Origin of the sequence: Lentibacillus sp. (genome assembly GCF_035301675.1) — a bacterium.
Taxonomy (GTDB): domain Bacteria; phylum Bacillota; class Bacilli; order Bacillales; family Amphibacillaceae; genus Lentibacillus.
Genome location: NZ_DATGTT010000099.1, coordinates 1 through 17617, shown reverse-complemented (window position 1 = coordinate 17617; position 17617 = coordinate 1). Strand labels below are relative to the sequence as shown.

22 protein-coding genes and 1 pseudogene are annotated in these 17617 nt (G+C 41.1%); 17 read left to right on the top strand and 6 right to left on the bottom strand.

Annotated elements, in window-relative coordinates; translation table 11 throughout:
* Positions 1–563, top strand: a 563-nt coding sequence (gene sigW, locus VK097_RS14245) for an RNA polymerase sigma factor SigW (protein WP_324212466.1), incomplete at its 5' end; no start/stop codon positions are given.
* Between the two features lie 126 nt (positions 564–689).
* Here sigW and VK097_RS14240 read toward each other — a convergent pair.
* Positions 690–1250 carry an ankyrin repeat domain-containing protein gene (locus tag VK097_RS14240; protein WP_324212465.1) on the bottom strand — a complete coding sequence of 187 codons (561 nt, stop codon included), beginning with the start codon at positions 1248–1250 and terminating at the stop codon, positions 690–692.
* 302 nt (positions 1251–1552) lie between these two features.
* On the opposite strand from VK097_RS14240, the gene VK097_RS14235 reads away from it, so the two are divergent.
* The 7 genes and pseudogenes from VK097_RS14235 to VK097_RS15485 all read left to right on the top strand — a co-directional run bounded on the left by VK097_RS14235 (position 1553) and on the right by VK097_RS15485 (position 5088).
* Entirely contained in the window at positions 1553–1708 is a 156-nt protein-coding gene (locus VK097_RS14235; protein ID WP_324212464.1) for a hypothetical protein, read from the top strand.
* Positions 1681–1767 (top strand): annotated as a pseudogene (locus tag VK097_RS14230) (peptide-methionine (S)-S-oxide reductase); the annotation flags it as partial. The gene VK097_RS14235 and the pseudogene VK097_RS14230, both read left to right, overlap by 28 nt.
* A 497-nt stretch (positions 1768–2264) precedes the next feature.
* The gene (locus tag VK097_RS14225) at positions 2265–2780 is read left to right on the top strand and encodes a MerR family transcriptional regulator (RefSeq protein ID WP_324212463.1); all 516 of its coding nucleotides are present in this window, start codon (positions 2265–2267) and stop codon (positions 2778–2780) included.
* A gap of 221 nt (positions 2781–3001) precedes the next feature.
* On the top strand, positions 3002–3196 hold the full coding sequence (locus VK097_RS14220; RefSeq protein WP_324212462.1) for a YwbE family protein: 195 nt from the start codon (positions 3002–3004) through the stop codon (positions 3194–3196).
* Positions 3197–3342: 146 nt separating this feature from the next.
* Complete coding sequence (locus VK097_RS14215) at positions 3343–4020, top strand: serine/threonine protein kinase (protein ID WP_324212461.1); 678 nt, start codon at positions 3343–3345, stop codon at positions 4018–4020.
* Positions 4021–4323: 303 nt separating this feature from the next.
* Entirely contained in the window at positions 4324–4740 is a 417-nt protein-coding gene (locus VK097_RS14210) for a helix-turn-helix domain-containing protein (RefSeq protein ID WP_324212460.1), read from the top strand.
* 267 nt (positions 4741–5007) lie between these two features.
* Positions 5008–5088 carry a putative holin-like toxin gene (locus VK097_RS15485; RefSeq protein WP_414672185.1) on the top strand — a complete coding sequence of 27 codons (81 nt, stop codon included), beginning with the start codon at positions 5008–5010 and terminating at the stop codon, positions 5086–5088.
* 19 nt (positions 5089–5107) lie between these two features.
* Here the strand turns inward: VK097_RS15485 and VK097_RS14205 are convergent, their stop codons facing one another.
* The 3 genes from VK097_RS14205 to VK097_RS14195 all read right to left on the bottom strand — a co-directional run bounded on the left by VK097_RS14205 (position 5108) and on the right by VK097_RS14195 (position 7169).
* Positions 5108–5371: a hypothetical protein gene (locus VK097_RS14205; protein ID WP_324212459.1), complete on the bottom strand. Its 264-nt coding sequence runs from the start codon at positions 5369–5371 to the stop codon at positions 5108–5110.
* Positions 5372–5435: 64 nt separating this feature from the next.
* Positions 5436–6296, bottom strand: a complete 861-nt coding sequence (locus tag VK097_RS14200; RefSeq protein ID WP_324212458.1) for an SDR family oxidoreductase — start codon at positions 6294–6296, stop codon at positions 5436–5438.
* Between the two features lie 312 nt (positions 6297–6608).
* Entirely contained in the window at positions 6609–7169 is a 561-nt protein-coding gene (locus VK097_RS14195) for a DUF3231 family protein (protein WP_324212457.1), read from the bottom strand.
* Between the two features lie 275 nt (positions 7170–7444).
* On the opposite strand from VK097_RS14195, the gene VK097_RS14190 reads away from it, so the two are divergent.
* Positions 7445–9028: a BCCT family transporter gene (locus VK097_RS14190; protein ID WP_324212456.1), complete on the top strand. Its 1584-nt coding sequence runs from the start codon at positions 7445–7447 to the stop codon at positions 9026–9028.
* Between the two features lie 82 nt (positions 9029–9110).
* Here the strand turns inward: VK097_RS14190 and VK097_RS14185 are convergent, their stop codons facing one another.
* Together VK097_RS14185 and VK097_RS14180 are read right to left on the bottom strand one after the other, a co-directional pair.
* Positions 9111–10514, bottom strand: a complete 1404-nt coding sequence (locus VK097_RS14185) for a sodium/glutamate symporter (protein ID WP_324212455.1) — start codon at positions 10512–10514, stop codon at positions 9111–9113.
* A gap of 124 nt (positions 10515–10638) precedes the next feature.
* Positions 10639–10806: a hypothetical protein gene (locus VK097_RS14180; RefSeq protein ID WP_324212454.1), complete on the bottom strand. Its 168-nt coding sequence runs from the start codon at positions 10804–10806 to the stop codon at positions 10639–10641.
* A 222-nt stretch (positions 10807–11028) separates the two neighbouring features.
* Here VK097_RS14180 and VK097_RS14175 point away from each other — a divergent pair, with 222 nt between their 5' ends.
* The 8 genes from VK097_RS14175 to VK097_RS14140 all read left to right on the top strand — a co-directional run.
* Positions 11029–11463 (top strand): universal stress protein, encoded by a 435-nt coding sequence (locus VK097_RS14175; protein WP_324212453.1) that lies wholly within the window; start codon positions 11029–11031, stop codon positions 11461–11463.
* 527 nt (positions 11464–11990) lie between these two features.
* On the top strand, positions 11991–13001 hold the full coding sequence (locus tag VK097_RS14170; RefSeq protein ID WP_324212452.1) for a DUF3231 family protein: 1011 nt from the start codon (positions 11991–11993) through the stop codon (positions 12999–13001).
* A 219-nt stretch (positions 13002–13220) separates the two neighbouring features.
* A complete protein-coding gene (locus VK097_RS14165) occupies positions 13221–13655 on the top strand; it encodes a universal stress protein (RefSeq protein ID WP_324212451.1) in 435 nt (144 codons plus the stop codon).
* A gap of 521 nt (positions 13656–14176) precedes the next feature.
* On the top strand, positions 14177–14566 hold the full coding sequence (locus tag VK097_RS14160; RefSeq protein ID WP_324212450.1) for a hypothetical protein: 390 nt from the start codon (positions 14177–14179) through the stop codon (positions 14564–14566).
* 159 nt (positions 14567–14725) lie between these two features.
* Positions 14726–14995 (top strand): hypothetical protein, encoded by a 270-nt coding sequence (locus tag VK097_RS14155; protein WP_324212449.1) that lies wholly within the window; start codon positions 14726–14728, stop codon positions 14993–14995.
* Between the two features lie 166 nt (positions 14996–15161).
* On the top strand, positions 15162–16145 hold the full coding sequence (locus tag VK097_RS14150; protein ID WP_324212448.1) for a ring-cleaving dioxygenase: 984 nt from the start codon (positions 15162–15164) through the stop codon (positions 16143–16145).
* A 246-nt stretch (positions 16146–16391) separates the two neighbouring features.
* The gene (locus tag VK097_RS14145) at positions 16392–16952 is read left to right on the top strand and encodes a DinB family protein (RefSeq protein WP_324212447.1); all 561 of its coding nucleotides are present in this window, start codon (positions 16392–16394) and stop codon (positions 16950–16952) included.
* A 69-nt stretch (positions 16953–17021) separates the two neighbouring features.
* Positions 17022–17617, top strand: a 596-nt coding sequence (locus VK097_RS14140) for a methyltransferase (protein ID WP_324212446.1), incomplete at its 3' end; no start/stop codon positions are given.

The window sequence follows — 17617 nt, the reverse complement described above, 5'->3', positions numbered from 1 at the left end:
TCAAAAAAGTGAAACAAGGAGACCAACTTGCTTTTAGTGAGTTAATCGAGCTCTACCAACATGAGGTTTACCGAATTTGTTTCCGACTGATCGGAAACAGCTATGAAGCAGAAGATCTTGCCAAAGAAGCTTTTTTGCGGGCATATCAGAACATTAACAGTCATGACAGCAATAAAAAATTTTCTTCCTGGTTGTTCCGCATTGCCACAAATTTAACAATTGATCGGTTGAAAAAGAAAAAGCCGGATTATTATTTGGATGCTGAAGTGGCTGGTGCGGAAGGTATGACGATGGATACTCGGATTCCTGACAATAATCAATTGCCGGAGGATCAAGTAATCGGAATGGAATTGCAGGATACTGTACAGAGGGCAATTTTTCGGTTAGCACCAGAATATCGCTCGGCCATTGTACTGAAATATATGGAGGATTTGTCACTGAGGGATATAAGTGACATCATGCAGATTCCCATTGGAACGGTTAAAACAAGAATTTACCGAGGCCGTGAAACATTACGTAAGCATTGGAACCAGTTCCATAATTTCGGGGTCACAATAGGGTGATCAGTGATAATAAAGTCGCTTCATTTAATAAAGATGTCCCTCGAGGAGTGCCTTTTCTTCTGTATGTGGGCCATTTCTATATGCGGTTATTTTATAGCCATTAAAAATAACTTGGATATTTCCAAGTTATACCGATAAGTGATATAAAGTTGCACCTGCTTCTTGCAGAATATCACCCATTTCTGTCCCGATTAGGTTTTTTGTTAATGCACCTTTCCCCTCTTTGTCGGTTAAATTGGGATCAGCACCCGCATTTAACAAAACTTTCACGGTATCGATGTGACCTTTTGCTGCAGCCATAGCAACAGATGTTGTTTGATATGAATTCATCGAATCCGGATCAGCGCCATATTTGATGAGTTCTTTAATGGCTTCTGTTTCGCCTGAGAAAGCGAAATCAAATAGAATCGGAACGCCATTTTTTTCTGCGCTTGGATTGGCGCCATTTTTTAAAAGGTTGATAAATTTTTCTTTATTTTTTTGATAAGCGTCCACCAATCGTTCATAGTCGTCGCGCCCTGGATTCTCTTTTTTCTCCACATTGACTGATATGTGCGAATGGTTACTGTTATTTTTTTGGTCAGTTTGTGAATTAATCGAACAGCCTATCCCTATGAACATTATACCTACAATAACAAAGATAAAAATTAGGTTCTTTCTCAAAGGCACCTTTTTTCTTCCTTTCAATTTTGATGAACGGTTGTTTCAGAAATTTCCCTTTAATCTTGTTTTGAAAACTTGATCAGTTTTTGTTTCAAAGCAACATCTGTAAATGATTTGCACAAATGAGATCCACTCAATCAAAACCTAGTAGACTTCTAAGCCACAGAGAAAATGCACAATTCAAAAAAGGGATACTACTTGACTTATTATATCACGTTCGATGTGATTGTTGTATACATCTACCGGTAGTTATTTAAAAAACTACATTTTTCAAGGAATAAATGGTACTCATATTGCGGAACATCAATAATTTGGGGGGGACACTTATGTTAAGCAATAAAGGATTTAATCTATGGGCAGATAACTATGATGAAACAGTCCAGGTTAGCGAGGAAAATGATCGTTATCCCTTCGCAGGATACAAGGAAATCCTTAATTCAATTTTTAATGAAGCAATGCAGAAGAGCATCAAGATAGGTTAGCTAGATGTCCAAATAATTATTGTCATATTCCAGAAGAGATATTAAGTAGATACAAGTAAGGAAGAATATTAAAAGATGGTTTATGGACTTTATAGTATTCAGAAATGCTTTACCATATAATAAGGGGAACAGAACCGTTTAATCATTTTCAACGATCAGGCGCTATTCCTTAATAAGAGAAAGTACCCCGTAGTTTCCCTGACATCGCGTTCAGGCGGCCGATGATAGATGCGACCGGACGTTCAAAGATGACGTCAAACGCGAAATGCACAAACGCATTAAACGCCAGCTCCGTGCCAGCAATTGCCCATCCAGACAGGTTGAACACCTTGCCCGCCAGCTGATGGAACTGGCAGAAGTGCATTATAAGCATATAGCGTATTGATGTAGAAGCATGGCATCACGTGAAAGTGCTATACTCTTTTTTATATGGTAATGAATGCAAAACAGTGGTTCATCACTTATTTTTTCCACATTTATCACATATTTGTTCCAAATTCTCTTTTTATCATAAGGGTGTAAGGGTTCAAATGATAAAGAGGGAGACGATGAAACATTGGAATTTTTAAGTATAGAGAGTTTGAGCCATATTGTTGGGGTTCACAAATATACGTTGAAAAAATGGATTCAAGATTTTAATGTTTATGTCCCGAAAACAAAACTGAACAATGTCACCTATTATCGACCTGATGGAGTCGATGTTTTGAAGTTCATTAAGCAATGTAAAGAACAAAATTATGAAAGACAGCAAATTAGGGAAATATTGGCAAACAGCACCTTTCCTATAAGACTGGAGAATATACAAGATATGTCTGAGAATACTCATAATGAAAACGATAAAGTAAACATGTTAACGATGATGCAGACCATCGGGAAAATCGTCAGCAATGTTGAAGATCAGCAGCACCTGGTTGGAATCATCGAAGAAAAACAAAAAAATCAAAACAAGTTAATCAAAGATATAAAGAAACGGACAGATGAAATAAGTCACTTAAAAGAGGAAATTGAAACATTGAAGCAGCAACTTGCTTCTGTAACAAACCATGATTTGAAACGAAAAGTTAATCAGTGAAACAGGAAAAAATGGAGCATAACATCCAATTTCAGATGTTATGCTCCAGCTCTTCCCATTCCGGGAAAGGATTCATATTGCTTATCTGATTGTATTTTGTAGTTAAAAACATCACACTTACAACAAATACTGTCATTTCTGCTATTATAGTGTGAAGATGTGAAAGATCGCTCCATAGCAAGTTTTAATCTGCGAAAGCTAACGAAGGAGTTAATTTTAATATGTCGGGAATCAGAAGAGAAAATATAAAGCCTGGACAAAACGTGCGCATTGTACAAAAACAGGATCAGCGTTCCGGAAAATTGACGGAAGGCATCGTATCCAGAATATTGACCAATTCTGCTGCACATCCACATGGCATCAAAGTAATGCTGGAGAATGGAGCTGTAGGCAGAGTGAAGGAAATAGTGAACTAACGAACAACATAGGTTAATCACATTTATCACATATTTACTCCGGATTCTTTTTTTATCATAATGGTGTGTGTGAGGATATTTAATGCTTGTATTCCCATAACGTAACTTTACAAGGAAAGCAAATCAGTGAGACGAGGAGCATCGATATGAAAAACAAATGGGACATTGCACATGATTCGCTTTCCCAAATAACCGTTTTTTCAAATTCGGACAATAAACCTGTCACCATTTCCGGTCACTCTGATGAATTGAAATGTGTTGGGGTGGGGACGGACGCAGCGGTTTTTCAGCACTTTTACGCTCCGTCTTATGCATTTAAAGTATATGCGAAGGACAAAGTATCCAAGATAAAAGCTGAAAAAGATATTTATAATACGCTAAGTGGCTCCCCTTATTTTCCAGTATGTTTTGCCGCTTACGATAAATACCTCGTTTTAAGTTACGAGGGAGGAACTACACTTTTTGACTGCCTTTTGCAAGGTATTCATATTCCCGATCAGGTTGTCAAAGACGTGGAAGATGCAAGAGAGCATGTGCGTAAAAGAGGGTTGAACCCGCGCGATATGCATTTAAAAAATATTTTACTGCAAAACGGCAGAGCCAGAATAATTGATGTCTCTGAATATATACAGCCGGGGAATGATTTCCGGTGGGAACATTTAAAAAAGGGATATGAAGCGTATTACCATTTAATTGATGGAACTTCTATTCCGTATTGGCTGGCAGAAACGATCAGAAAATGGTACAACCAGCGGCATAGACATTTTGCCTCATTCGATGAGTTTATGAAAACTGTTATAAAGCTTACAACGTTTAAAAAATAAGAGAACACAGGAGCATAACATCCAAATGATGGTGTTATGCTCCTTTTTGCATACGCTGTCCTTCATCTCAAAGTTATACCAGACATATAAAAAATCTCAGAGGTATTTTTAATCAATATCACGAATATGTCTTTAAGAGACGGGACTGTATACCTTAAATTAGCCGTTTCTGCCTTTATCAAACGTTTCGTGCAGCGTTTCGATGACATCTTCTTCTTTATCATTAGCATTTATTGCGAAAAAGTCCGTCATGTTCATCATCCTTTCCGCTTATACCTTGTCCAATTTTGAGGTGATCTATACATGAAAGAAATAACGATTCGGCTCAAGGACGATACATATGAACATCTGAAAGAACTGACTGAACTGGAAAATTTAATCAACCGCCACCGGGATAAAAATCGGGATGACAATTATCAGATTGAAGATTTTGTGGTTGGTTGTATCATCGATAAAATGGAACAAATCAATCATTTCAGGCCGATTAACCCATTGATCGAACATGGCAGTCAGTCTGTTATTAAAAATCGGTTTAAAGAAATAGCGAAGCAAAAAGATATTTATATTAAGGACATTGCCGAGCAGTTAGACATGAAGCCGCCCAATGTCAGTAAAATCGTTAATAATGTTTCTCAGCCCAGACTGGAATTGTTCATCAAAATATGGATGGTTCTTGGCTGCCCGCCATTGCATCAGTGTATTTATCTGGAGGAAGATTAAGTTTTTGCTTAATTTGTGAACTGCTTGTGAAAGTAAATTTTTGTAATCCGGTGTCATAGGACAAGCCGCGTTTCACATATCCTTAAACATAATAAAATTGAAAACAACATATCAAAAACATTATGGCATATGTTCCAGACGTCTTAATCCGGCATTTTTGAAATAATGGCAATCGATTCTGTCTCAGAACGTTGCAGAGCAATCGATGGGAATAGTGCAGAGAAGGATCGAATAAGTTCCTGATTCAAAAAGGAAGGATGACGATATATGTCAGTATTTGAAACATTGATTTTGATGATTTCGTTTGGATCATTAGTGGCTGCGGTCGTGTCAAATCAAAAGAAGTAATCCCGCTTTTTTAATTGATTCAGAGAAGCTGACCAGCAATAACCGATACAATGCAGCCCCATACCGTTAAACCGCGGCTGTCAGCCTGCTGCCGGTACCATTGAATAAACTGGTCCTTCAGAGCTTCTTGCACTTGTTCTTGGGACCAGTTTAACGGCGCGGCAGCGATGAACCTGTTCTGGTAAAACGTTAAGGATACATGCACAACAGTTTCACGATGAACTTTCAGAAGGTAATGGCGGCCAAGGTAAGGCAGCTTTTCGCCGCTTGATTGTAGATTCATGATAGCATTTCGGTTGGTGATTGGAAAGGTGGGAGTGGAAACTTCGGCTCGAATAAAACATTCGCTATTTACGCGGACTTATTTTTTTCATAATCGCACGTTCCAGCCATCTCCATGGCAGCAGATTTTTTAACCGTGTTATGGTTTTGACGTTTTTACCGATGGGATAACGAAGGTTGGGATTGTCTTCTTGAGCGACTTTGACGATCAACCGTGCCACTTCTTCCGGGTTGTCGGCTGTTTTGGCGATATGGTTGACAATTTTCATTAACGCTTCGTTTTTCTCTTTATATGCAGACTCGGGGTCAGCATTAAAATGGTCCATGCCTTTTGACCAGATATCGGTCTGATAGGAACCGGGCTCAACCAATACGACATGAACTCCATATGACAGCATTTCAAGCCTTAGTGCCTCACTGAACCCTTCAACAGCATATTTGGATGCAGAATACGGTCCCAGACCGGGGAGCGCCATTCTGCCACTGATACTGGAGATATTAATGACGGTTCCGTGCTGTCGTTTTCTCATATGGGGAAGGATGGCCTTGGTTACAGCAATCAATCCAAAGAAATTCGTATCAAACTGCTGACTCCACTCCTCAAGTGGCAATTCTTCGATGAAACCGCCTGCAGCATACCCTGCGTTGTTCACTAATACATCGATACGCCCGAAATGCTCGATGGCTCCCGGAATTACAGAATCAACATCACTCTGCTTGGTGACGTCCAGCCTAATGTATTTAATGTTGGCTTCGACGTCCTTTTCCCGTGCCCTTTCCAGCAACTTTTCTTTTTTCGATAAATTCCGCATTGAAGCAAGTACTTTATACCCAGCCTTGGCGAATGCCAGGCTTGTCAACATGCCGAATCCGCCAGACGCACCGGTAATTAAAACAACAGGCCGGTTTTGATTTGAAGGGCTCATCATCCGTCACCTCTCTGGCATTTATTTTAGCAATAAGCCGGCAGTTGAACAATGGTATTAAAGGTCGGGCTCTGGTGAATCTGTTGTAATGATAGATATCTAGGACCTTTTAAGCCGGATAGGTTTTGACTCAAGTGCCGGCGAGCAGTAGTTTTCGCAGGTTGGAATGGCAGGAGGCGAAGTCGGGAAACGTTAATAACCGGAGACTCGCGAACTGAATTGAAACAATCTCCAATATCTGTACATAAAAAATTAAGGTACCATGCTTTTTAAGTCCAGGGAAGTGGGACAGTGTGTCAGGTCCCTGTCCACTCATTTTTTCGGGTGTGGTGTCCCGGGTGGCTGGAAAGAGGGCGGGATAATAAGCCAGCCTTTCTTTTTCATTAATTCTTTGGCTTTAAATCCCATGGCTAATTTTTCGGTCTGGAATTTGACGAACATAAGGCCAACATCGGTGCGGAGGCATTGACTTGCAGCGGCTGCGCACATATCGGCTGCTATCACAAAGTTGATGTTAATTGTGTTTGCCAGCTCGAAATCAGTGAATCTCGCACCGATTGGCACAGCGCTGGGGTCGGAATACGGCTTGCTTTCCGGGGCAAGCGGCATATTGACCCCCTCTTCCTTCATCAGTTTTGATAGCTGTTGTTTGTGAGAAGTTGCTATTTTTAACCCATCCTGATAAAGTTCTCTTACACCGGAGTCTGTCGTTGTGTTAAGGCCTATTTCTTCATAAGTCATGATATTGTTTACAAAAGCAAGGTATGTCCAACACGACATGGCTTCACCTATATGTAATGGGTCTTTTTTGTTATCTGTAAGCGATTGAAAAACATTCGATGCTGCTTCAAAAATCTGTGCAAAATTAGACATCTTTTATCCTCCGATTAAAGTATGTTTCTTGTTGATATTTTGGACTGCTTTTATGAAAATATACATTATTATAGCTTTACAGTTGAGTTACAGAGAATGTAAGCATACAACTTGAAACCCTCTCGGCAGTCCAGGATACTGTCTGTATAACTTTTCATCATTAATCTAAGTTTATAAATATAATCATGTGGAAATAGGTACAATATATTTATTTGTATTAAAATGGGACAAAAGGACGGTTTTTGTCCCCAAATTTCTGATTGGAGGTTTCTTGGTTGAAAGGAAATGGTGGTAAAGGATTGAGCAGCAAGCTTATTGACCATAGGATTTTTGCCCCGTCCCTAATTATCATGATCCTTATCTGTATTCCTTTTGCGATGTATGAGGAGAAATCGCTGGAACTCTTGAACAGTATTTTTGATCAGATTGTAAATGTGTTTACATGGGGCTACATATGGTACGCCATTATTCTGGTAATAGCAGGGATATACCTATCGTTTTCCAAATACGGCAATGTTGTACTGGGTGATCCGAATGAAAAACCACGTTTCAATTTGTTTGAGTATGCTTCGATTTTGATTGCGATGGGTCTTGGTTCGACGATTATGCGAACCGGTATGACCGAATGGGCGAACGTAGCGGTTGATCCGCCGTTTGGCGCTGAAGCAGGATCCGCAGAAGCACTGCTGTGGGGAAATGCCTACAGTATGTTTATGTGGAGTGTTCAAGTGTTTGCCATCTTTGTCATGGCGGCTCCTGCTATGGCCTATATTTTGCACGTACGCAGGAAACCATTTATGCGCATCTCTGAAGCATGCCGTGATGTTTTTGGCGATAAGTTTGTGGATGGCCTCGGTGGTAAAGTTCTGGACGTCATCTTTCTTGTCAGTATTCTTTCAGGTGCAGCGGTTACGTTAGGTTTGGGAGCTCCAATTGTCACTTATAATGTGGCTGAACTGATGAATATTGAAATAACGTTCACGTTAACTCTGATCGTGACGATCGCCTGGGTATTCTTTTTCTCAATAAGTGCTTACATGGGAATTGAGAAGGGGATTAAACGGTTGAGTACCCTTAACATGTACCTGGCTGCTTTATTTGCTTTATTCGTCATGATCATTGGTCCCGGGATATTCATCCTGAACTTTTTCACGGACAGTGTCGGTCATTTACTGGCAAACTATATTGATATATCGATCTATACGGATTCTACCAACATGGGAGGGTCCACATATATTGTCAGCAACACAGTCTTCTGGTTTGCCTACAGTGCCACATGGGCGATGCTGCATAGTGTGTTTGCTGCTAAGATATCCAGAGGCAGGACCATCAAGGAAATGATATTGACTTATTTACTCGCACCAACCCTTCTTTCATGGATGGCAACAGGAGTTCTGGGCGGCCTTGGTGCATATCAGTACCTTAACGGGGAAACCCCTGTATTGGACATTGTGCAGGAAGATACGATGGCAGCGATACCGGAAATATTATCGAACCTGCCTTTAGGGTCGGTTGTTCTTGTCATGTTTATCATCATTGCAACCATCTTTTTGACAACAACATTGGATTCGACGACATATACCATCGCATCTTACACAGGCACTAAGAACATGAGTAAAGCCGAACCATCAAGAGCGCTGAGAATCATTGTAGCAGCGATTATTACAGTATTGGCACTTCTTCTGATGCGGATAGGCGGTCTGGCACCGCTGGAAGTTCTTTCAGGGCTTATGGGCATACCGATTATCGCTATACAATTCCTGACGATTTATGCCGCTAAGAAAATGATGGATAACGACAAGGCATGGATTCACAATGTCAAGGAGAAGACTTTGCCGCAGAAGGGCAGGCAGAATTAGTCTTAGTATATAAATAAGAAAAGGTTATCCCGAAAACGTTGGGATAACCTTTTCTTAATGAAAGCGCGGAATGGAGGACAGATCAGCTCTTCATTCTTCCGAAATAAAGCAGACCAACTAATAAACCGATTGCCAGCATCACGGCTGCAAAGATGAGGAATGGTAACGGGCCGAATTGAAAGACGAGCGGTGCAGACAGTGCCGTGACGAGACCACCGCCCAGGAATGGTTCAAACACAAGCTGTTTATAGCCAAAAGCTTCATACGCTGGTGTTTTCATTTCCGGGTCGGCAACACGCATTAACAGTAGCCCTGTTGCTGTAATCCCCATTGACTGGCCGAAATCACCAATACTTCTTTCAAACCAATATGATGGTATCATACGTGGTCCAATGAAGAAGAGGCCAAACACATTCCAGGCAATACCAATGAGTGAAAGAAGCAGGAATGGGACAAGATACTTACCTATGACATCAAGTGAAACCGTTGCGATTGCTGCCAATATCAGCACATCAAGTGCAAAGCCCTGTATCCGCATGACCATCTGCCGGTCCAGAATATCCGCCTTATCAATCTTGGTGGAAATCAGCTGCACAATTATTCCGCCAATCATGGCAAGTGGGAAAAGCGGGACATAGGTCATAAAATCGGATCCGATGATTACACCTTCCAGCCAGGTTATGCCCTGGAGCAATGCATAACCAACCAGGATGGCGATTCCAATCATCGCAAAATGCAGAGAGAGTGGTTCGATTGATTCAGGCCGCACTGTCATTTTTGCTGCTGCCTCACGATTTTCAAACTCCACAATGCCTGCTTTTTTCAGTTCAGATGACTCCTTTACACTACTGATAACTCTTGTGTGATTCTTTCGCACTGCCCAGTTGATAGCGGCAATCCCGATGATGACACCCGATAAAATACCAACAGTCGCGAGACCGATAGCTAGATCATATGCTTCAGCAAATTCAAGTTCTTTAAATGTTCCCTGAAGTCCGGCTGCTGTCCCGTGCCCGCCTTCAAAGCCCATTTCAATCAGGGCGCCGACAAACGGCGGCATGTCATAGAATGGTACCAGGATCAGGACAGACAGCAGTAAACCAAAAACATACTGCCCCCAGCCGAGTGTCCAGCCAAATGCGAGTTGCGGTCCACCGATATTCCATATTTTTTTCAGATTGGGGAGTACTGTTCCCAAAAACAATGTGGCAAAGACAACATTGATCATAAGTCCTGCCAATGGGCTCCAAACATCCATAACTTCGGGGGTAAGAATTCCTGTTGCCCAGGGTGAATCCTCACCCGTGAAATTTTTCATGATGTTTCCGAGCACTTGCGGACCCAAAATCAGAGCGAGAAACCCGCCAATAACGGATGATGGCAGGAATAAGTTCTGCATCCATTTCACGCGGACTCTAATCCATTTACCAATTAACAGAAATAATCCCAGATATAATAATGCGAATCCTATTTGATCGGGTGTCATCTATAGTCTCCTTTCCTTTATTAAGTTAACAGGATAGTTGTAATCTATTCCCGCCTATAAAGGGCTATAAACAGCAACAGAAGATGAAAATTCAGGAAAAGGAGCTTATGGAATTTTTTCAATATCACTCTTTTGGGGCAATGTTTGATAAGAGAAAGCAGATAACGCTTAATGTGATTAAAATGATATGCGTATCCCGGGGAAATAGCTTCGCATATCCGGTGATAGCAAGAGCCAGTCCGGCAAGTAATGAAATGGCTGCGGTCATTAAAAGGCGTTTTCTTGTAAACATATATTTGAGTCTCCTTAATTGACGACATTCGAACCACGAATCTTTATTTTTAATTTGTATACATATCATAGCATTTTGACATAAATAATGATAAGGTCCTTGATATTGCATGTTATTGGAATTTTATGGAATAAGTATGGTCGTATTTCCGACGTAACAATGGTATAATAGAGATAGGAAAAGATTCATGGTTTCTTAATCCCTTTTAAAGGAGTGCTTGCTGTGAAACGAAATATATTAGTTGCATATGATAGGTCAAATTTGAGTGAAAAAGCGCTTCAGGAAGCTAAATTGCAGGCTGCCGGGGTGCCGGAAACAGAAGTGCACGTTGTTTCGATTGTGACAATGGCGGGCCCTGGTACAAATGCCAAGATATCAGAAAATATTCAATATGAAATGGCAGAAAATCTCCGGCCCGATATGGAGCGGATTAACCGCGAGTTCGATGCAGAATCGATACCGGTTTACACAGATATTGTTATTGCCCATAACAACCGTAATGCGGGGACTAAAATCTGTGAGTATGCTGATGAGAATGCTATTGATTTAATTATTGCCGGCAGCCGCGGTCTGGGCGCCGTAAAGAAATTGCTGCTGGGCAGTGTCAGCTATCAAATTGTACAGGGATCCAATTGCCCGGTTCTGATTATGAAATAAAGTTATCAGTCAAACGTCTTTCAGCGGATCGGTTTTTTCTGCTGAGTGTCAGTTGAACAGAATCGGGCATTTTCCTTAAATTTTGAGGCGGGTGCCATACTTCCCGCTAAAGCGGGATAAATACAGGTTATGTTTTAAGAGTCGTTCCATAATGGGTCGGCTTTTTTAATGTTTAGGATACTATAAAATTCCACGGGTTGTTGTGGGTAACTATTGTGATTTTACGGTGGGGTTGGGAATTGAAGGGTTTGAGGAGGTTAAGCAATTCGCGCGAGGTTGGCACGAAATCGCGCGACAGCTCAGGAAATCGCGCGAGACTTCCCTGATTTCGCGCAACGCTCACGGGATATCGCGCGACAGCCTCGTGATTTCGTGCGATGACCACAAGAAATCGCGCGGGACTCCTTGGATTTCGCGCGATGTGAATACGCGAGAATTAATTTTTTAATGCGAAATTCTAAGTTCATCATACATAAAAAATTCCTGGATGATAAAAATATGATTATGAATCGTCAGGAGGTGCCCGAGTGAATTTAGAGAATCAATCACTGACATCGGCAGAACTCACACAGCTTTGGTCAACGTATGTGAACGATTGTGCGCTGGCATGCCAGTTACAATACTTATTGGCGAAAACAGAGGATAATGAGGCGAGTCAGCTTGTACAGCACGGGCTGAATTTGGCCCAGTCTCATATTACAAAAATCAGAGACATCTTTAATAACGAAAATTATCCGGTCCCTTATGGATTTAATTTAGATGAAGATGTAGATGTTAATGCCCCAAGGCTATATTCTGACTCATTCACATTGAATTATATGCATCAAAGTGTCCAGGTTGCTATGCAGGCTCATAGTGTCAGTTTGTCGTTAACCGGGAGAGAAGATGTTTACAATTTTTTTGCGGAATCTCTGAAGGACTTAATTGAATTTCTTAAAACGATCAACAATACTTTGCAGACGAAGGGTCTTTATACTATGTATCCCTCGCTTCCGAAACCGGAAAGTTATGATTTTGTAAAGAATCAAAGTTTCCTGACGGGATACTTTGGCGAACGAAGGCCATTGACAGGTCCTGAAATTAATAATCTGTTTGGCAATTACACGCGCAACGCAATGGGGGCAGCCATGATGGTCGGATTCAGTCAGGTGGCCACCAATACGGATGTCCGGAAGTATTTGGTCAGAGGAAAGGAAATCGCACAAAAACACTGTGAAGTTTTTGGTTCGATTCTTCACGAGGATGATATTCCCACCTCGACAAGAATGGAAGATGCAGTGACTGATTCCACGACATATACGTTTTCCGATAAGTTAATGATGTTTTACAGTACCGAATTGATTGCATTGAGCATTGGCTTTTATGGTACAAGCATGTCCACGAGTCCAAGAAGAGACCTCGGTACAACATATTACAGGCTAATGAGTGAAATTCTGAAGTACGCAGAGGACGGCGCCAATATTTTGATTAAACATGGCTGGATGGAAGAACCGCCGCGGGCTTTGGATCGTGATGAGCTGGCGAAGAAAAAGGGCTAGTGGGACAGTGTCTGACACCATGTCCTATCCTGACGCTGATGTCGATTATTCCCAGTTGTTAAGCGGTAAACTCAGACAAACAACGGTCCATTTTTCATTTTATTTTTACAAAATTCACAAAAAGTTAATAAGTACGCCACTATCCAGCTCCGAAAAATGATAAACTATAAATAGGGAAAGGTTTATAGTTTCCTGAATCTCAAAAAGGGAGTGCTTAGTATGAAACGTAAAATTTTAGTGGCATATGATGGGTCAGTACTGAGTAAAGAAGCGCTTCAGGATGCCAGGTTACAAGCAGCCGGGGTTCCGGAAACAGAAGTTCATGTGATATCGGTTGTGTCCCAGTCTGGCCCAAGCGCAAATATAACGATGGCAAGAAACATTCAGTGGGAGCTTGCTGAAAATCTTCGACCAGAGTTGGAAGAAATTAAGAAAGAATTCGAAGCTGATGGAATAACAATCACAACAGATGTTATCATTGAAGACGTCCATCGTAATGAAGGGACAACAATATGCGAATACGCTGAGAACCATGATGTTGATTTAATCATTGTCGGGAGCAGAGGGCTTGGCAATGTCAAACAAGTATTTCTCGGTAGTGTCAGCAACAGGGTTCTACAACAGGCAAATTGTCCGGTATTAATTATTAAATAATAGAATAACTATAAAATAAAAAAGTCGGTCGGTTTTGGATCGGCTTTTTTATCTATTCTAGGATGAAGGAATCATGTCGAATATCGGCAGGAGAAGCCAGAAATCTGCAGAAAACCAATTAAATCAACGGACTAATGAAAATATCAACAGAAGTCAGGAAAAATCTGCAGATGAGCGATAATATCAACAGAAGAGAATATTTATCTGCAGAAGATAGGATAAATCACCAGAAGAATAAAAGAATCCGAAAAGGCATCTACACTCTTGGTAAAACAACTCTCTGATTTGCTTTGAACTGTTGATATATGAAAATAAGCAAAGCAGTTGGACTCTGTTTTTATTACCGAAACCAGCACAGCTAAGCAGAGTGTCAGACATGGTCCCCCATTCCTTACAGAATGATTACAGCACTGCCGCAAATTTTCCACTGATTTCTCAGGGATTTCTAATGATTCTCCAATCCTTTTATCAAAAAGCTTCACTATGATGGAAATAACCCGAAAAGGAAAGGGGATTTAGTAATGAGATCACTATTTTTGAGTACAGCTGCTGGAGCGATGTTGTTTGCATCAGCAGCGTGTACAGATTCCGCGCAGGTTACCGGAAAAATAGAAGCTGCTGATTCGGGGTCGAAAGTTAAAGCAGTTGAAGCAGAGAAGAAGCATATGAACGAAGAGCTTCATAGTGTTGCCTACGGGATGTACCCCGAAAGTGACATATTGGATGAACAGGTGGATGCAGATGATTACCAGATGCAGGTTGTGGAGAATAATCAAAACATACGGATTATCATTTTACAAGATGCGGAAGGTCATTCCCAATATAAGAGTGTTTTTGTAAAAGATAAAAATATGTTGAAAGTGATCAGTTTTGAACAGGGCCTTGTTTTCCAGGGTGTCATCGGACCTTAGAAGCAAAAGAGACAAGCACAGCGATATCGCTGTGCTTGTTTGATTATATATAAAAGGTTTTTGAAGAATGAATAAAATAAAAATTAATTTTTAGCCGTTTCACCATTCTGTTAGCCATGTGCTATAATTTTATTAGAATACTAAAGGGCGGTGATGACGGTGGAGTTGAGTGAACTCGCGGGGATTGTCCAGCAAGGATTCAAGGAGATGCATGAGGAATTCGCAGCAGTAAATGCCCGGATAGATAAGCTTGAAGTACGCATGAATGGGTTGGAACAGCGTATGGATGGCTTAGAAGTGCGTGTGGGTGGACTGGAAACCCGGATGGACAAGATGGAAGAGCGAATGATTAATATCGAAAGCGATCTTAATTTCCTTTCGCGGACATACGGCGAACATAGCGTAATGCTGAACAGACTTATAAATTAGATATATGGTTTGACCGGTGCCCTAACTTACAGAGGAAGTCTCAGGCATCGGTTTTTTGTTGTCGAAACGTAAAAATTGACACAAGCAAGACGGATATATTATATTTAGTTTGAATTAAAGATAAATGAATTCAAATTAATTAGTGATTTAATATGGAGGAATTCTCATGAATGGCATAAAAGGGATACACCATGTCACTGCCATCACAAGCAGTGCGGAAAGAAATTATGAATTTTTCACGTATGTCCTTGGCATGCGCTTGGTTAAAAAGACGGTTAATCAGGATGATATCCGGACATATCATTTGTTTTTTGCCGATGATAAGGGCAATCCGGGCACAGACATGACGTTTTTTGATTTTCCTGGAATCCCGCAAGGAACGCATGGGACGAACGAAATAGCCAAAACAGCATTCCGTGTACCAAGTGATGCGGCACTGGAATACTGGGTTAAACGGTTTGATCGTCTGGAAATCCAGCACGATGGCATTAAGGAAGAATTTGGTGTTAAAACACTTTCATTTTCTGATTTCGATGATCAGAAATATCAGTTGATATCGGATGAAAACAATGAAGGCGTAGCACCGGGGACTCCATGGCAGGACGGCCCGATTCCGCTGGAGTATGCGATTACCGGACTCGGCCCGATTCATGTCCGGATTGCAAACTTCGATTATTTCAAAGAAGTGATGGAAAAAGTTCTGCAGTTTAAAGAGATCGATCAGGAAGGCGACCGTCATCTGTTTGAAGTTGGTGAAGGCGGAAATGGCGCACGGGTTGTTGTTGAATTTAACACCGTCATGCCTAACGCACAGCAGGGCTATGGAACAGTACATCATTCAGCTTTCCGCGTTGAAGACCGATCCGTGCTGGAAGAATGGATTAAGCGAATGGACGACTTCGGATTCCGTACATCCGGCTATGTGAACCGCTTCTATTTTGAGTCATTATATGTACCGGTTGCACCGCAAATTTTATTTGAATTTGCTACAGATGGCCCAGGATTTATGGGTGACGAGCCGTATGAAACGCTGGGTGAGGGTCTGGCGCTGCCGCCAATGCTGGAACCGCAGCGTGAGCAAATTGAACAATTTGTCCGCCCGATTGATACGGTGAGAAGCACGAAGACGTTTGAGAAAGAGTATGAGTGATTCAGTATTTTATATGAGCCGACATCACCTTAAAGGCAAATACTAGGATTATGCGGAGAAAGAGTTCTGTTATCCATAGATGAAACCAGAGAGGCTGACCCTATGATATGATGGGGGCAGCCTCTTTTGTTTAGGCATTATTTTAAGAAAAAATAGCTACCAATCTTAACCGATGGGAAAAAGGGCTAATTGTTGTAAGGCTGTAGGAATGATAGCTGTACGCACTTTTGTTAGGGAGGGCTTCAAATGAAGAACGGACAGATACAACAGCATTTTCAAGATTTGGAACAGCAAAGGAAATTGTTTTATCATAATCCGGTTATACAGGCTGCCGATCCATGGAAATCGCTTCAGCCGGGGAAGTGGTCTATTGGCGAAACGCTATACCACCTCATCTTGATGGTGAAAATGCTGAGGAGATTTTCGTATGTTTATATTCCGATAATGCTTCCGATTGCCCATTTGCGGAGAAAGAACCCTTATCAGACAAAATCCCGTGATATATATAAAGGGTACCAGGATAAGAAAAAGAGACCGATGAAGGCGCCTTTTATCATAAATCCCCCAGCAGGACTGGAAAATAAATATAGCTTCACCGGGATACAGGAACAGCTGGAGATGGAAACGAAGATGTTGAAAGAAAGGCTGCAAACCATTGAAGAAGACATAGCAGGACATATCCGTTACCCGGACCCGATTGCTGATTATCCAAATCTCATTCAATGTGTCCACTTGCTTGCTATACATGAACATCATCACTTTGAGATCACTGAAAGATATTTGACTTCCCCATTTATAAATGAGTGATCTGGCTAACGCAATAACCGGTAATCCTTTATTGCCAGATTAACCGTTTAAGGAGCAAGGAGCATATCCATGAAAGAATTCTATTATGACAAACTGCTGAATATCAAAACCAGGGGAACTCAGAGGGGCTATCCCGACTCCACGCATCATAACCCTTATCAGCCGACGTCCTACAATGCACTGGAAGAATTATTTCAGAATTATCATTTAAAGAGCAGTGATCATGTGGTTGATTTTGGTTGTGGAAAAGGGCGATTGAACTTTTTTATCTATTATTTTTACAGTGCTGCCGTAACTGGGGTCGAAATGAACAGAAACTTGTATGACGAGGCAGTCCGAAATCGGAATCGTTATTTGTATCAGACAAAGGAAAAAACGGATAAAATTCATTTTCAGTACTGTCTGGCACAAAATTATGAGATCAGCCCGTCGGAAAACAGATTTTATTTTTTTAATCCATTTTCGATCGAAATATTTACGAAAGTCATTCATAATATCCTGCGTTCCGCCGAGCAACATAAGCGCGATATCGAACTGATTGTTTATTATGCATCAGACGATTATATTGACTATCTGGAAAATGATACTCCTTTTGAATTAAAAGAGGAAATTGACATGTCAGATATTTTTCAGGGTGACTCGTATGATCGGTTTTTGATTTATCG

Excerpts from the sequence above, each read along its gene's own strand:
- VK097_RS14185 (WP_324212455.1), bottom strand. The coding sequence starts at position 10,514 with ATGACACCCGATCAAATAGGATTCGCATTATTATATCTGGGATTATTT.
- VK097_RS14195 (WP_324212457.1), bottom strand. The coding sequence starts at position 7,169 with ATGTCTAATTTTGCACAGATTTTTGAAGCAGCATCGAATGTTTTTCAA.
- VK097_RS14220 (WP_324212462.1), top strand. The coding sequence starts at position 3,002 with ATGTCGGGAATCAGAAGAGAAAATATAAAGCCTGGACAAAACGTGCGC.
- VK097_RS14215 (WP_324212461.1), top strand. The coding sequence starts at position 3,343 with ATGAAAAACAAATGGGACATTGCACATGATTCGCTTTCCCAAATAACC.
- VK097_RS14235 (WP_324212464.1), top strand. The coding sequence starts at position 1,553 with ATGTTAAGCAATAAAGGATTTAATCTATGGGCAGATAACTATGATGAA.
- VK097_RS14150 (WP_324212448.1), top strand. The coding sequence starts at position 15,162 with ATGAATGGCATAAAAGGGATACACCATGTCACTGCCATCACAAGCAGT.
- VK097_RS14145 (WP_324212447.1), top strand. The coding sequence starts at position 16,392 with ATGAAGAACGGACAGATACAACAGCATTTTCAAGATTTGGAACAGCAA.
- VK097_RS15485 (WP_414672185.1), top strand. The coding sequence starts at position 5,008 with ATGTCAGTATTTGAAACATTGATTTTGATGATTTCGTTTGGATCATTA.
- VK097_RS14200 (WP_324212458.1), bottom strand. The coding sequence starts at position 6,296 with ATGAGCCCTTCAAATCAAAACCGGCCTGTTGTTTTAATTACCGGTGCG.
- VK097_RS14160 (WP_324212450.1), top strand. The coding sequence starts at position 14,177 with ATGAGATCACTATTTTTGAGTACAGCTGCTGGAGCGATGTTGTTTGCA.
- VK097_RS14205 (WP_324212459.1), bottom strand. The coding sequence starts at position 5,371 with ATGAATCTACAATCAAGCGGCGAAAAGCTGCCTTACCTTGGCCGCCAT.
- VK097_RS14180 (WP_324212454.1), bottom strand. The coding sequence starts at position 10,806 with ATGTTTACAAGAAAACGCCTTTTAATGACCGCAGCCATTTCATTACTT.
- VK097_RS14210 (WP_324212460.1), top strand. The coding sequence starts at position 4,324 with ATGAAAGAAATAACGATTCGGCTCAAGGACGATACATATGAACATCTG.
- VK097_RS14165 (WP_324212451.1), top strand. The coding sequence starts at position 13,221 with ATGAAACGTAAAATTTTAGTGGCATATGATGGGTCAGTACTGAGTAAA.